This window comes from Bradyrhizobium sp. Pha-3 (genome assembly GCF_042258325.1).
GTDB lineage: Bacteria > Pseudomonadota > Alphaproteobacteria > Rhizobiales > Xanthobacteraceae > Bradyrhizobium > Bradyrhizobium elkanii.
In genome coordinates this window covers 282,777-297,542 of sequence record NZ_CP170151.1, presented here as the reverse complement: position 1 = coordinate 297,542, position 14,766 = coordinate 282,777, and the positions used below count along the sequence as shown (strand labels likewise).

General features: G+C 65.1%; 11 protein-coding genes and 1 pseudogene. 6 read left to right on the top strand and 6 right to left on the bottom strand.

The features are described 5' to 3' along the window. Positions 1 to 6: 6 nt before the first annotated feature. Both ACE10X_RS01400 and ACE10X_RS01395 read right to left on the bottom strand, forming a co-directional pair. Positions 7 to 2,764, bottom strand: a pseudogene (locus ACE10X_RS01400) (chemotaxis protein CheW). Between the two features lie 390 nt (positions 2,765 to 3,154). Next, positions 3,155 to 4,678, bottom strand: coding sequence for a flagellin (locus tag ACE10X_RS01395; RefSeq protein WP_038384555.1), 1,524 nt, complete (start codon positions 4,676 to 4,678; stop codon positions 3,155 to 3,157). A gap of 549 nt (positions 4,679 to 5,227) precedes the next feature. Here ACE10X_RS01395 and ACE10X_RS01390 point away from each other — a divergent pair. The 3 genes from ACE10X_RS01390 to ACE10X_RS01380 all read left to right on the top strand — a co-directional run bounded on the left by ACE10X_RS01390 (position 5,228) and on the right by ACE10X_RS01380 (position 7,252). Continuing rightward, entirely contained in the window at positions 5,228 to 5,938 is a 711-nt protein-coding gene (locus ACE10X_RS01390; protein WP_038384556.1) for a Crp/Fnr family transcriptional regulator, read from the top strand. A gap of 190 nt (positions 5,939 to 6,128) precedes the next feature. Next, positions 6,129 to 6,848, top strand: coding sequence for a Crp/Fnr family transcriptional regulator (locus ACE10X_RS01385; protein ID WP_038384557.1), 720 nt, complete (start codon positions 6,129 to 6,131; stop codon positions 6,846 to 6,848). Between the two features lie 155 nt (positions 6,849 to 7,003). Then, on the top strand, positions 7,004 to 7,252 hold the full coding sequence (locus ACE10X_RS01380) for a hypothetical protein (RefSeq protein ID WP_028343817.1): 249 nt from the start codon (positions 7,004 to 7,006) through the stop codon (positions 7,250 to 7,252). 119 nt (positions 7,253 to 7,371) lie between these two features. Here the strand turns inward: ACE10X_RS01380 and ACE10X_RS01375 are convergent, their stop codons facing one another. Next, entirely contained in the window at positions 7,372 to 7,974 is a 603-nt protein-coding gene (locus ACE10X_RS01375) for a helix-turn-helix transcriptional regulator (RefSeq protein WP_038384558.1), read from the bottom strand. Between the two features lie 573 nt (positions 7,975 to 8,547). On the opposite strand from ACE10X_RS01375, the gene ACE10X_RS01370 reads away from it, so the two are divergent. After that, a complete protein-coding gene (locus ACE10X_RS01370) occupies positions 8,548 to 8,979 on the top strand; it encodes a hypothetical protein (RefSeq protein ID WP_038384564.1) in 432 nt (143 codons plus the stop codon). A 96-nt stretch (positions 8,980 to 9,075) separates the two neighbouring features. Here the strand turns inward: ACE10X_RS01370 and ACE10X_RS01365 are convergent, their stop codons facing one another. After that, positions 9,076 to 9,258 (bottom strand): hypothetical protein, encoded by a 183-nt coding sequence (locus tag ACE10X_RS01365; RefSeq protein WP_141342047.1) that lies wholly within the window; start codon positions 9,256 to 9,258, stop codon positions 9,076 to 9,078. 96 nt (positions 9,259 to 9,354) lie between these two features. After that, positions 9,355 to 10,356 carry a glycoside hydrolase family 3 N-terminal domain-containing protein gene (locus tag ACE10X_RS01360; protein WP_038384559.1) on the bottom strand — a complete coding sequence of 334 codons (1,002 nt, stop codon included), beginning with the start codon at positions 10,354 to 10,356 and terminating at the stop codon, positions 9,355 to 9,357. 182 nt (positions 10,357 to 10,538) lie between these two features. Between ACE10X_RS01360 and ACE10X_RS01355 the strand changes: the two genes are divergently transcribed. Further along, on the top strand, positions 10,539 to 12,584 hold the full coding sequence (locus tag ACE10X_RS01355; RefSeq protein ID WP_038384560.1) for an acetoacetate--CoA ligase: 2,046 nt from the start codon (positions 10,539 to 10,541) through the stop codon (positions 12,582 to 12,584). A 14-nt stretch (positions 12,585 to 12,598) separates the two neighbouring features. Here ACE10X_RS01355 and ACE10X_RS01350 read toward each other — a convergent pair whose 3' ends face one another. Continuing rightward, positions 12,599 to 13,522 (bottom strand): LysR substrate-binding domain-containing protein, encoded by a 924-nt coding sequence (locus ACE10X_RS01350; protein ID WP_038384561.1) that lies wholly within the window; start codon positions 13,520 to 13,522, stop codon positions 12,599 to 12,601. A 71-nt stretch (positions 13,523 to 13,593) separates the two neighbouring features. Here ACE10X_RS01350 and ACE10X_RS01345 point away from each other — a divergent pair, with 71 nt between their 5' ends. Further along, positions 13,594 to 14,754: a DSD1 family PLP-dependent enzyme gene (locus tag ACE10X_RS01345; RefSeq protein ID WP_038384562.1), complete on the top strand. Its 1,161-nt coding sequence runs from the start codon at positions 13,594 to 13,596 to the stop codon at positions 14,752 to 14,754. Positions 14,755 to 14,766 lie beyond the last annotated feature (12 nt).

Genomic DNA, 14,766 nt, shown 5'->3' with positions numbered 1-14,766 from the left:
GCCCGGTTATGCCGCCCGGCGCAGTTCGGCGGTCTGCTCTTTCAACGCCGCGATCAGCCCGGGACGATCAAACTTGGCGACATAGTCGTGGAAGCCGGCCTGCCGGCCGCGCTCGATCGCCGCCGGCGACACCATCGCCGACAGCGCGATGATCGGCAGCTGGTTGAAGTTGTGGTCACTTCGGATGTTCTCGGCGAACTCAAAACCGTTCATCTCGGGCATCTCGATGTCGGTCAGCACGACGTCGAAGCTTTGTCCCGAACGCAGCGCGGCGAGCCCTTCCTGCGCGCCGCCCGCGGTCCTGACCTTGTAGCCGGCGGCTTTCAAGACCGGCGCCAGCATGTTGCGGAAGAACGCGGAGTCGTCGACCAGCAGCACCGACTGCGCCGAGGCCGACGGGCGCATCTCCTTGCGCGAGAACCAGTCGGCGAACGCCATCGGCAGGAAGTGGCCGACGTCGATCACCTCGGTGGCCTGGCCCTTGATCACGGCCGAGCCGAGGATGCCGTCCTGCGAACCCGCGACCTCGATGTTGAGCCGCTCCTCGACGATGTCGATGATCTCGTCGACCACGAGCCCCATCGAGCGGCCGTCGTCGGCGAACACCAGGATCGGCTGCGAGCCCTGGCTCTGCACCTCGACGCCGGCCATCTGCACCAGCGGCATCAGCTGCTCGCGGTACTGCACCATGTAGCGGCCGTTCGAGAGCTCGATCTTGTCGGTTGCGATCTCCTCCAGCCGGGTGACGAGGCCGAGCGGCACCGCCTTGGGCTGCGAGGAGCCGGCGCGGAACACCAACAGCGAGGTCAGCTGCTCGCCGCTTGCGGCATGCGCCGCGGCATTGTCGTCGGCGAGGTCATGGGCCGACGAGCCGGACGCGCCGAGGGCTTTCGCGATGCCGTTGGGGTCGATGATCATGATCACCGCCATCGCCCAAAATGGTGTTGCCGGAGAACATGTCGATGTGCCGCAGCTTGGTCGACATCGGCTTGACCACGATCTCCTCGGTGTGGAACACGCCGTCGACCACAATGCCGAAGGTCTGGCTGCCGACTTGCGTGACCACGATGAAGCCGTTCTCGGCATCGGTCGTGGTCGCGCCGTCGTCGATCTTGAGCAGCTTCTTGAGATGGATCAGCGGCAGCAGCTTGTTGCGCAGCCGCAAGACTGCGGTGTCCTTGATGCGCTCGATGCGGTGCTCGGAGTTGGCGCGGGCCCGCACCAGCTCGACCACGGACAATTGGGGAATCGCAAAGCGGTCGCCGCCGGCTTCCACGATCAAGGCGGAGACGATCGCCAGGGTCAGCGGGATCTTGATGGTGACCGAAGCGCCCTCGCCGGCCACGCTCTTGATGTCGATGGTGCCGCCGATCTGGTCGATATTGGTGCGCACCACGTCCATGCCGACGCCGCGGCCGGACACCGAGGTCACTTGCGCGGCGGTCGAGAAGCCCGGCGCGAAGATGAACTTGTGGATCTGGGCCTCGGTCATCTTCTCGAGCTCGGCCTCGGTGACGAGACCGTTCTGGAGCGCCTTGGCCTTGATCCGCTCGGTGTTGAGCCCGCGGCCATTGTCGGCGATGCAGATGATGATGTGGCCGCCTTCGTGATAGGCGGAGAGGCGAATGGTGCCCTGCTCTCCCTTGCCGGCGGCGACCCGCTCGGCGGTGGTCTCGAGCCCATGGTCGGCGGAGTTGCGCACCATGTGCGTCAACGGATCCTTGATCAGGTCGAGCACCTGGCGGTCGAGCTCGGTGTCGGCGCCGTGCATCTCCAGCTCGATCTGCTTGCCGAGTTCGCCGGAGAGGTCGCGGACGATGCGCGGCAGCTTCTGCCAGGCATTGCCGATCGGCTGCATGCGCGTCTTCATGACGCCTTCCTGCAGCTCGGCGGTGACGTTGGAGAGCCGCTGCAACGGCACCTTGAACTCGGTGTCCTCGTTGCGCCTCGAGATCTCCAGCAGCTGGTTGCGGGTCAGCACCAGCTCGGAGACCATGGTCATGAGGTGTTCGAGGGTGTCGACATTGACCCGGATCGACTGGTTGGCGATCTTGTCGCCTTCCTGGACGTCTTCACCGGCGGCCTTGCGGGCCGGCTTCCTGGCGGCTTCAGCGGGCTCGGCGGCGGGTGCTGCGGCAGCGGGCTTCGCGGCCGGCGCGGGTGCGGCGACTTCGGTCTCGGTCTCGCGGAAGGCGCGCTCGAGCTCATCGAGCGAGACCTCGCCCGGGCGCAGCGGACGCTCCAGCGTCTGCACCACCAGCGTGCCCTCGGTCATTGCCGCCTGCACCGACGGGGCTTCGACGACCGGCACGTCTTCTTCAGCCGCAGCCGGCATCGACTGCGTCGAGCCTGACGATATCGACTGCGTCGAATCGGACATCGCCGCCATGCCGTGCTCGACCATGGCCTCGAGCTGATCGATCAGATCGCGGTCGTTGCCTTCAGGCTCGGCCTCGGTCGCCTCAAGGCCGCCGAGGATCTCCTTGATGCGGTCGATCGAGGACAGGATCAGCGTCACGGCTTCCGCCTTCACCGGCATGCCGTCGCGGAATTTGCCCATCAACGTCTCGCCGGCATGCGCCAGCGCCTCGAGCCGCGGCAGCCCGAGGAAGCCGCAGGTCCCCTTGATGGTGTGCACCAGGCGGAAAATGTTATCCAGGATCTTCGCGTTGTTCGGGTCCTGCTCGAACTGCACCAGCTGGTTGTCGACCGTATCCAGGCTCTCGCTGCTCTCCGTCAGGAACTCGCGCAACAGATCGTCCATGGATAGGTCCCCTCAAGGTGCTACGGAACGCTCGCCTTGCATCGATAACTTGGCCGGCTTCACGGCGACGTTAATTTTGCCGTCCGTGCAAATACGGACGATGAAGCGCTTCAGCAGTTCGACGACGCATCACGACATCACGGCCAGTCTCACAAGGACAGGCCCTTACCACCCGGACGGGAAAGAGGCCGTTCCATCGCTCATCGCAATTTGAACTAATTGGAATTGAGGACCGCTAAGTCTTGCGAAACGTTCGCGACATGCCGACCGCCTGCATCACAACGCGATCGCCCTTTGGTTGAAGCCGGCAGGATGGTTAAGCGCAACCAAAGCAAAAGGCGGCGGAGTTTCCTCCGCCGCCTCGATAGTCGATGTCTGTCGCGGCTACGCTTAGCGGAGCAGCTGCAGAACGCTCTGCTGCGACTGGTTGGCCAGCGCTAGCGCGGACACTGCGATCGACTGACGGGTCGACAGCGCCTGGCTGTTGGCCGCTTCCTCGTTGGTGTCGGCCAGCGTCAGGTTGGACGAGCCGGTCTGCAGCACGTTGATCAGGTTCTTCGAGAAGTCCTGGCGGATCTGCACGATCGACAGGTTCGAACCGAGGGTCGAAGCCTGGGTGCGCAGCAGGCCGCTCGCGCTGTTCAGCGTCTTCAGCGTGGCGTTGGCCGAAGCGTTGTCCACGAAGTCCGTGCCGGCGGTCAGCTTGGTGAGGTTGAGGCCGGTGGCGTCGAAGGTCACGCCCTGGATCTTCAGCGTCGAGGAGCCCGTCTCGTTGAAGGTCAGCTTGAGCTGATCGCCGTTGAGCAGGTTGATGCCGTTGTACGACGCGTCCTGGGCGGTCGTGGTGATCTGGTCCAGGATGTTGTTGTACTGGTTGACCAGGTTGGCGCGGTTCGCCAGCGCAGTCGGGTCCTGCACCGGAGCGCTGCCCGTGAGGCCGTTGAACAGCTTGCCGGCGCCGGCAGCCGTGCCGCCAATCGTGCCGATGGTCGCCGAAGCGGCATCGTTGGTGGTGCTGATGGTGAGCGCACCGGCCGCGCTGAGCGAGGCCTGCAGGTTGTTGGCCGCGAGTGCGGCGTTCAGGTCGTTGAGGGACTTCACCTTGCCGGCACCGGTGCCGAAGGTGATGTTGGTCGCGGTGCCGTTGCCGGTTGCGCCGATGGTCAGCGTGAGCGTATCCAGCGGGCTCGCGCCAGCCGTGCCGTTTGCGGTCGCCGTCGCACCGGCCGGGAGGCCGAGCTGCGTCGCGTCGCCCGAGCTGAACGTACCGACCGTCAGCGTGTCGCCGGCGCCGGCGGTGTTGGTGCTGGTCAGGACCAGCTTGCCGGTGCCGTCGATCGAGGCGGCGACCTTGGCGCTGGCGCCGACCTGCGTGTTGATGGCGTCGCGAACCTGGGTGGCGGAATAGTTCGCACCCGAGTTCAAGGTCACAGTCTGGCTGTTGATCTGGAACGTCAGGTTCGCGCCGGCCGCGGTGAGGTCGATGCCGGTATAGGCGGCGGTGCTGGTGAGGGTTGCGTTGGTCGGGGTCGCGGTGCCGAGCAGGTTATCAGCGGTGGCGCCGGGGATCGCAGCGGTCGTCACCGACGACTTCGCGGAATAGCCGACCGCGGCCTGCAGGGCCTGGTTGGCGACCGACTTGGCGCTGTCGACGAGCTTCTGCAGCGAGGTGATGCCGGTGTTGGCGGCCTGCAGCACTTGCACGCCGTTGCCGATGCCGTCCAGCAGGTTGTTGATGTCGCTGGCGCGGTTGTCGAGCGACTGTGCCGTGAAGAAGTTGGTCGGATTGTCGAGAGCAGTGTTGACCTTCTTGCCGGTGGACAAGCGGTTCTGCGTGGTGGCGAGCAGGTCAGCGGTCGACTGCAGCGAAAGCAGGTTTTGACGGACCGATGCCGAAAGAACGATGCCGGACATACTGGATACCCTTCTGGATGAACACGATTGACGCGACGCCGTAAATTTCGCACGGCGACCCACGCCACACTGGTCCGTCCGCGCTACCCGTTCGTTAAAGGGCTGATCCGTACAAATACCCAGAATGGCCTTGCCGGTGATTCGACGGGCGGCCAGCGCGATGGCTGACCGCGGCAGCGCGCGTTCGGCGCCGGACCGACGTCATGGCCGCGAATTTCCTGCGCATGTGCAGGACTTGCGGCATCCCGGCGCTACCGCCCGGCGCGTCGATAGCCGGCGTTGCAGGTCACCACGATGCAAAGTCCGGCAAAGAACAGAGTTAATGGAAATCAATAAATGAGAGACAAAGTCGCGCTCGTATCGCGCGCCCCGCGAATCGACGTCGATCACCGGTGCCGGCGGCGGCCACGCCGTCTGCCCTCTAGAGGGTATAGTTTCAACACCACAACCCTTGTGCAATTGGACAGGCAAGCTATGTTCGCAATCATTCCACACGCCAAGAGTAGGTGATGCGAGACCGTAGTGCTCCCGCCCTCGGCAGGAGCACCAATGTCCGCGGTATCGCGTCCGCCCAATCGTCTGTTGCAAGCACTTCCCTCCACGGAGTACGCGCAACTTCATCCCCTTCTCGAAACCGTCGACCTGACCAGGGAAATGGCGCTCGCCGATGCCGGCGCGCCGGTGCAGCGGGTTTATTTTCCGCATGGCGGCGTGGTCTCGATGATGATCAATCTGTCCGACGGGCAATCTGTCGAAATTGCAACCATCGGTCGTGACGGCGCCGTGGGCGCGTCTGCCGCCCTGCACGAGCGGCCGCTGCTTGCCGACGCGATTGTCGTGGTGCCGGGCTCGGCCTCGATGGTGCGGGCGGAGGATTTCCGCGAGGCAGTAGATCGCAGCGCGGATTTCCGGACCCTCGTTGCGCTCTATGAGCAGGCGCTGATGGCGCAGACGCAACAATCCGTCGCCTGCAATGTTTCCCATCCGGTGGAGGCACGGCTGTCACGATGGCTGCTGCGCGCGCGCGATTTGTGCGGCAGCGAGGCGTTGCCGCTCACTCAGGAGATGCTGGCGCAGATGATCGGCGTCCGGCGCAATGCGGTTTCGATTGTCGCACATGGGTTTCAGCAGGCCGGCATCCTGCGTTACAGCCGCGGTCATATCGAGATCACCGATATCGACGGGCTGCGGAAGGCGGCGTGTGAATGCTACGCGACGGTCAAGGCGCACGCCGAACAATTGATCGGGCCGCAAGACTGACCGGCGCGCCACCCTGCCCCAACGGTGACCGGCCAGACAACGCGGACGTGCGGCGATAGGTCTATTTCTATTGGAACCAAGACATGTTTCCATCGGAACCCTGACGTGCCAGAATAGGTTGCAAGGACGTCCAGCCGCACGTCAGCCCTGGGGCCCAGAGACAAGCTTTGCCGGAAGGCTGGAGGTTGCTTTGGAAACGGTTCCTCGATCACCCAACGGATTTCTGGCGTCGCTCTCGGCAAGCGATTTCGAGTTGATTCGGCCGCATCTGCGGACAGTCGACCTCGCCGCCAATTCGGTCCTGGTCGAGACCGACGAGATGCTCAAGCGGACATACATGCCGCACAAGGGCGTGATCTCGCTGGTGGTCAGGCTCGCAAAAGGCGAGCGCGTGCAGGTCGCGATGGTCGGCCGAGACAGCATCTATGGCGCATTCGCCCCGCTGGTCGAAGGACCTGTCCTCAACAACGCCACGGTGCTGGTGCCCGGCGTCGCCTCGACCGTGGAACTCGAGCCGTTGCGCGTGGCTGCCGGCCAGAGCCCGACGCTTCGCGCGAGATTGATCCGGCATGGGCTTGCCGTCTACGCCCAGATCCAGCAGACGGCCGGCTGCAACGCCGCGCACACCGTGGAGTCACGGCTGGCGCGATGCCTGCTGCACACGCGCGATCTCTCCGGCAGCAACAAGATCGTCCTGACGCAAGAGGCGATGGCGCAGATGATCGGCGCGCGCCGCAACAGCGTGTCGCTGGTCGCGCATACCTTGCAACAGGCCAATTTCATCCACTACAGCCGCGGGCACATCGAGATCACCAACGCGGATGGGCTGATCAGGACCGCGTGCGAATGCTACGCCGCGGTCAAGGCGCAATATGCGGGACTGCTGAATTGTCAGGAAGTCGGCCGCTAGAGTTCGTTATCTTGCCGCGTTGTCTTCGCGCGAGCCGGCACCCGCTTCGCTCAAAAGCGCTCTGACCGCCGTGCAAGCCGTACTTCTACGGCGTGCGATTTTCACCGTCGGATAACGCTGCATCCCCACAGTTGCGTGGACGCACGGGGGAGCCGATGTTCACGTACCAGACGACCGACCGGAAGGAAGCCCGGCGCTTCCGCATGGCCCAGTTCAACGGCCGGCCCGCCACCGTACGGTCGGCCGGCGCGACCGTCACCGGACGCGTGCGCGCGATCGTCGAAAGCAAGTCTGGCGCGACGGCGGCATGGGTGGTCACGATCGTTCCGGATGAACCGAAGGCCGCCGCGCCGGCCGCGCGGCTCGCGCCGCGCCTGTGCTTCGCCGCGGAAGACGATTTCTGAGAACCGGGTTCTAACGAGCCGAACACGCCCAGAGCCCCGCTCCGATGGAATCGGAACGGCGCTCCGGATTTCAGTTTCGACGCGTCTTCTTTGCGCGAACCACTTCGCTTGAAAACGCTCTATGCGGAATGCAGCAAGGCCTTGCGGACGAGATCGGCAGTGTTGCGCGCCCCGAGCTTGCGCATGGCCTCGGCGCGATGGCTCTCGAACGTGCGCGGGCTGATGTTCATCCGCAGCGCGCCCTGCTTGTTGGAATAGCCGTCGCTGATCAAGCTGAGCACTTCACGCTCGCGCTTGGTCAACGGCTTGCGGCCGGCTTCCGGCGCGAACATGACATCCGGCGACCGGGAGCCTGCCGGCTTGTCGTCGCCCGGCGGCTTGAGATCGGTGGCCGGGACGGCATTGGGATAGAGGTCGGAAATCTGCTTCAGCATCGCGGACACGCGCTCGGTCTGCTCGAGCGCATTCTCGATCACCTGCCGCAGATAGACGCCATTGCCGGGCGCGTGTGCGAATTGCTGACTGTGCTGTTTGAGCTCGTTCATATAGAGCAGCAGCGCCGTTACCGGCCCATTGAACTGCCGGACGATTGCGGCACCGGCGTCCGCCTGCGGCCGCGACACTGCGGCTCCCTGAGTCTCAAGCGGCTGCGGCTCGAGCGTCGCGGTTCCACCCGTCCATGCCGGAAGGCGCGCCTCGGCTCGATTGTCATGTTGCGTCATAAGTATGGTTTACCAAAGGTGAACTTGTGGCCGCGTTAACACGGGACTCCGTAAAACTACGGGTGACGCAACTGTGACTTCGGGCCCCGACCTGCCAAGCAGGCGCAGATTACCGCTGATTTGGCAACGAATCTCGCATATTTGAGTCGAATTACAGTATTCTTACGGGACGGGTGACCAAGGTTGCCACCGGCGGGATTCTCTGCCTGGCATCGACCTTGAACGGTTCGGCCAGCCGTTTCCGGCCCTTGGTTCCGGATTGGAAAAGGCCGGAATTCGCGGCCCGGCATCGCCTCAGAGGCGCCGGAGCCGAAGGAATTTCTGCAGGAACCGGCCCGAAAGAACGAACCTGAACCACCAATACGCCATTCGCCGGGTCGTCATCGATCATCCCTCTCGGCATCGGGATGGCCTCGGCATACCGCACGCGGGCGCGCGCACCTATGAGACGGTTCACATCAACCGAGCATCGGGAGCGCATTGGGCAGGCATCGGATCAGGCGAATGTCAATTTACAGCCCCGACAGGCGTCGCGATGATCGCCGCCTCCCGATCAGCAACAAGGGCGCGGCCATGAAGCGAGGGCGGAACGGATCCCGGATATCCTGGATGACGATTGCGGCGCTCGCCGCGGCACTGCTGCTTGGCGCCGGCGCGCAGGCCCAGACCTCGCCGACCGGCGATGCAACGCCGACGCCCGACAACGCGGTCATGCTCACCATCTTCTTCAAGCATGATCAGTCACGACCGCTCGGTGAGCTCAATACCCAGCTTGAGCGGCAGGGCTTCTACAAGGCGTTTCCGCCCGATGGTGTCGAGGTCGTCAGCTGGTACGTGATGATGGGGATTGGCCAGGTGGTGACGCTGCGGCTGCCGGCATCGCGGCTGCGCGAGGTCAACCGCATCATCGAGAACAGTGCCTGGGGCGCCTACCACACCGAGTTCTACCCGACCTACGACTACAAGGCGGTCGGGATCGGCAATCATGAAAAAGCAAAGCAGTAGCTGATCGCATCGAGACCGGCGCCGGGAGTCACGGCCGCGCGTCGGACCTGCCGGTTCAGCCGAGAACCGGCCGCGTGATGAGATCCGATCCACCGTCTATGCGTGGGCCCGCGAGCGCTGGCTCAATCTCTTTGCCAGTATCCGCAAATCCTCGGCGCGCCCGCTGCAAAGCAGGCGGCTGAATTCGTCGGGATCGATGGAAGCAGGCGGAAAATCGGCTGGTTTGCGTGCGGCCCGACGTAGCCAGGTCAATCGGAAGAGACGCTTGAGCATCTTCATGGTTGTCAGCCCCGATGAGCGTCATTGTTAAATCGCGGCAATGAAATTTGGTTCCACCTCTTGTGGTCGCTCGGCGCGGAATTTCGTTCAATGCCATCAGGCGAGCAGCGCCTTGCGCTTTCGCACCCGCGCAATGGAGCGCTGAACCGCGGCGCGATCCAGCGCCCCGTCTTGCACCGCACCCGCGACCGCCGCGGCGATGCCGGCCATCTCCTGCTCCTGGTCGAACAGATTGTTGCCGATGCAGATCATGTCCATGCCGGCGGCGATCGACTGCAGGCTGGCCGCGCTTGTGCCGAGCGCCTTCTGCAGCCCCTGCATCTGCATGTCGTCGGTGATCAGCAGCGTCTCGGGCAGGCGACGGCGAAGCCGGCCAAGGCCGGCCGATGACAGTGTCATCGGATGCTGTGCGTCCCACTGCCGGACAATGGCGTGGCTGACCAGCACCGCATCGCCATAGATGCGCGGCGCCAACGCGTAGAACAGTTCCTCCTGCTCGGGACGCAGCGCATCGGAAATGTCCATGAACTCCAGGTGCGAATCGACGCTCGCCCCGCCGATGCCCGGAAAATGCTTCAGGCAGAGGCCTACTCTCGCCTGCCGCGCCGCAGCGTCGACCAGCCGGGCATTGGCCTCGACCTCACCGATATCGGGCGAATAGGACCGTTTGATCCTGCCGATGTTGGGATTGTCCGAATTGTAGTCGACGTCGACGACCGGCGCGAAATTGTAGCGGATGCCGAGCCGGCGCAGCTCGCCATAGCTTGCGGCCAGCACCGTCTGCTTTTCCGCACGCGCGAGCAGATTGAACTCCTTCGCGCTCGGCAGCGGCCGAAAGCCGCTGGTCTCCTTGAGCCGGCGCACCAGGCCGCCCTCCTGGTCGATGAAGACCAGCGGCCGCGACGGCAGCGCCGCGATCTCGGCGCAGAGCGACTGCACCTGCGCGGGCGAGGCGATGTTGTTGTCGTACTGCCGGGTCTGGCAGGAATAGTCGAACAGGATCACCCCGCCGAGCCCGAATTGCCCGGCAAATTCCTTCAGCCAAGGCGGAATGACCTTGCCGTAGAAGCCGAGGATGAAAAGTTCGCCGATGGACATGGCCGCTCGATTCGGTTGCCGCATGGAATCAGCCGCGCCCGATGGAATAGCACGCTGCGGCGGCGGTAAGAATATGACGCAGGCAGCAGTTCGACTGCGTTCCCCGCGCTCGCATCACTATGTTAAGACACGCTGGCGGGCCTCGACCGCCCGCCACGACACAAGGACTTTCGGAAACGCCCATGACAGCAGCTTACGCCCCGCAAATGGCCCTTTACCGCCAGTGGCTGAAGCAGACGCGCGGCCTTGAGTTTGCGGATTTCGAGGCGCTGCGGCGCTGGTCGGTCACCGATATCGACGGCTTCTGGCAGAGCGTCTGGGATTATTTCGACCTGCGCTCGCCGACGCCGCATTCGGCGGTGCTGGCCGAGCGCAAGATGCCGGGCGCGGTGTGGTTTCCCGGCGCTTCGGTGAACTACGCGCGCCAGGTCTTCCGCCATGTCGCGCCGGCGCATGCCGCAGGACTGCCGGCCCTGATCTCGAGCGGCGAGGACGGCAAGCTGTCCGAGACGAGCTGGCCCGAACTGCAGCGCAAATCGGCAGCGCTGGCGCTGCATCTGAAGGCCAACGGCGTCGGCGCCGGCGACCGGGTCGCCGCCTACTTGCCGAACATTCCCGAGACGATCATCGCGTTCCTCGCGACCGCGAGCCTCGGCGCAGTCTGGAGCGTCTGTGCGCCCGACATGGCGGCGCCCGCGGTGATCGATCGCTTCAAGCAGATCGAGCCGAAGGTGCTGATCGCCTGCGACGCCGTGACCTATGCCGGCCGGCGCCACGACCGGCAAGGTGTGATCGAGGAATTGCGGCGCGCGCTGCCGACCGTGCAGCATGTCATCCTGCACAGCGACGCCGCGCCGTCCGGGACGCGATTGTCATCGATCCTCGCGGGCCAGAGCGCGGAGATCGACACCTTCGAGCCGGAATGGCTGCCGTTCGATCATCCGCTCTGGATCGTCTATTCCTCGGGCACCACCGGATTGCCGAAGCCGATCCTGCACAGCCATGGCGGCATCATCGTCGTGGCGCTGCCGCTCTCGACGCTGCACAACGACGTCGGCTGCAGCTATCAGCCAAACTCGTTCGGCGAACGCTTTCACTGGTACTCTTCGACCGGCTGGATCATGTGGAACTGCCAGGCCAACGGCCTGCTCAACGGCACGACCTGCTGCATTTTCGACGGCAGTCCCGGCGGCACCAAGGACAAGCCGGACTGGACCACGCTGTGGCGCTTCGTCGCCGACGCCAAGGCCACCTTCTTCGGCGCAGGGGCGGCGTTCTTTGCCAATTGCACCAAGGCGGAGATCGATCTCGCAGATGTCGGCGACCTCTCGGGCCTGCGCGCGCTCGGCTCGACCGGCTCGCCGCTCTCAGCCGACACCCAAGCCTGGTTCAACGAGCGCTTCGCCGCGCTAGCGAAGCAGAACGGCAACGCCGCGCAGGCCGATATGTGGTGGGCCAATATTTCCGGCGGCACCGACTTCGCCGGCGCCTTCATCGGCGGCAATCGCGAATTGCCGCAGACGCCGGGCATCATGCAATGCCGCCTGCTCGGCTGCGCGGTGGACGCGTTCGACGAGCAGGGCCGCGCCGTGATCGACGAGGTCGGCGAACTCGTCTGCACCGAGCCGCTGCCCTCGATGCCGCTGCGGTTCTGGAACGATCCCGGCAACGCGCGCTACCTTTCCAGCTATTTCGAGACCTATCCCGACAATTTCGACGGCTCCGGCCGCGGCCCGGTGTGGCGGCATGGCGACTGGCTCAAGATCAACCCCGACGGCTCCTGCGTGATCTACGGCCGCAGCGACGCCACCATCAACCGCCATGGCTTGCGGATGGGCACCAGCGAGCTCTATTCCGCGATCGAGGCGCTGCCGGAGGTGCTGGATTCGATGGTGGTCGACCTCGAATATCTCGGCCGCGACAGCTACATGCCGCTGTTCGTGGTGCTGCGCCAGGGCATTGCCCTTGACGCCGCGATGAAGGCGAAGATCAACAAGGCGGTCGAGGCCGGGCTGTCGCGCCGCTTCCTGCCCAACGACATCTTCGTCGTGGCGGAGATTCCGCGCACGCTGTCCGGCAAGAAGCAGGAGCTGCCGGTCAAGAAGCTGTTGCTCGGCCATCCCGTCGAGAAGGTCATCAACCGCGATGCGATGGCCAATCCCGGCTGCCTCGACTGGTATCTCGATTTTGCCAAGGGCTATCTGAGCCGGCAGGCCGGCGCGGCGTAAGCGATCGCTGTCTGTCAGCGCGGCCTGCTGCGCCATGGTGGCGGCGCGAGGGCGGCGCGCAAATGCTCCACGAAAGCCTGCGTGCGCCGGGCCCGCCCGCCGCGGCCCGGATTGAGGAGCGCGACGATGTCGGCCGGCGGCAGGCGGAAGTTCGGCAGAACCCGCACCAGCCGGCCAGAGGCGAGATCCTCGGCGACATCCCACTCCGACCTGACGATCAGGCCGTGATCCATGAGCGCCCAGGCCTTCACGACCTCGCCGTCGTTGCTCGACAGCATCGGCTCGATCCTGACGACATCAGGCTCCGCCGCGCCGCGCCTGCGGGAGAACCGCCACAGCGTCACGTCCTCCTCGTTCTCGCGCAGTGCGATGCAATCATGTCCGCGCAGCTGCTGCGGGCTCGCCGGCGTTCCGCGGCGCTTCAGATAGGCCGGCGAGGCGCAGAGCAGGCGTTCATTGGGCGCAAGGCGCAGCAAGCGAAGCGTGGAATCCTGCAGCGCACCGATATGGATCATGACGTCCCACGCGCCGGCAGCCGCACGCCCCGGCCGATCGGACAGCTCGAGCTCGACGGACACGTCGGGATGGCGGGATCGGAAGCTGGCAACGACCGGCGCGATGTAGCGGCGCCCAAAGCCGAGCGGCGCGAGAATCTTCAGATGCCCGGCGATGGTTCCGCGACGCGCCCGCAGCGCCTCCGTCAACTCCATGGCCTCGTCGAGCAGCGCGCCCCCGCGCTGCATCAGGAGTTCGCCTTCGTCCGTCAGCGTCAACCGCCGGGCCGAGCGGCTGACCAGTTGAACACCCAAACGCTGCTCGAGGCTCTGCAGCCGCTGCGACACTGCCGATGGCGTGACGTCGAGCGCCCGCGCCGCGGCCGCGAGCGACCGTGCCGCAGCGATCGCCAGGAAAAAGCGGATATCGTCGGTCGAGAGCATTAAGTTCAGGCTTAATATAAGAATGACATTCGGTAAATTGTGCTTAGCATGGAAACGGCTAGTCTTGCCGCATGTCATCACCCCTTGCCTCGAACGCACCGCATCCGCTCGCCGGAATCGAGACGCCCTGCCTCGTGCTCGACGAAGACCGGATGCTGCACAACATCGCCCGCCTGAAGACGCGGCTGTCGCGGCTCGGCGTGCCGCTCCGCCCGCATCTGAAGACCGCGAAATCCATTCCGGCGGCGCGCGCCGTGATGGACAGTCCGGCTGGTCCGGCCGCGGTCTCCACGCTGCAAGAAGCCGAAATGTTTGCCGCGGCAGGCGTGAAAGACATCCTCTATGCCGTCGGCATCGCGCCGCAGAAGCTCGATCGCATCGCGGCGCTGCGGCGGCGGGGCGTGGACCTGTCCGTGGTGCTCGACAGTCTCGAGCAGGCCGCCGCCGTCACCGCGATGGCCCGCATGTCGAACGACCGCATTCCCGTGTTGATCGAGATCGACTGCGACGGCCATCGCGCCGGCGTCGGCACGCACGACCCGCTGCTGGTCGAGATCGGCCGCGCGCTGCATCAAGGCGGCGCCGAGTTGCGCGGCGTCATGGCGCATGCCGGCGAATCCTATTCCTGCCGCAGCGTGGCGGCGCTCGAGCAGGCCGCCGAGCAGGAGCGCGCCGCGGCGGTCGCCTGCGCCGAATCGCTGCGCGCGACCGGACTGCCCTGCCCCGTGGTCAGCGTCGGCTCGACGCCGACAGCGCATTTCGCGCGCCGGCTCGATGGTGTCACCGAGGTGCGCGCCGGCGTCTTCGTGATGTTCGACCTTGTGATGGCCGGGATCGAGGTCTGCGCGGTCGAGGACATCGCGCTGTCGGTGCTCGCGACGGTGATCGGCCATCGCGCCGACCGCGGCTGGACCTTCATCGACGCCGGCTGGATGGCGCTGTCGCGCGATCGCGGCACCGCGAAGCAGCCGGTCGACCAGGGCTATGGCATCGTCTGCGACATCGATGGACGGCCGTATCGCGACCTGATCGTGACCGAAACCAATCAGGAGCACGGCATCATCGCTCTCCGCTCAGGCAGCACGGCGCCGCAGGTGACGCTGCCGGTCGGCACCAAGGTGCGGATCCTGCCGAACCATGCTTGTGCGACCGGGGCCCAGCACGACCGCTATCATGTCGTCGCCGCCGGCTCCGGCGCGGTCCGGCAATGGGAGCGGTTTCGCGGATGGTAGGAGAAGGAGCGC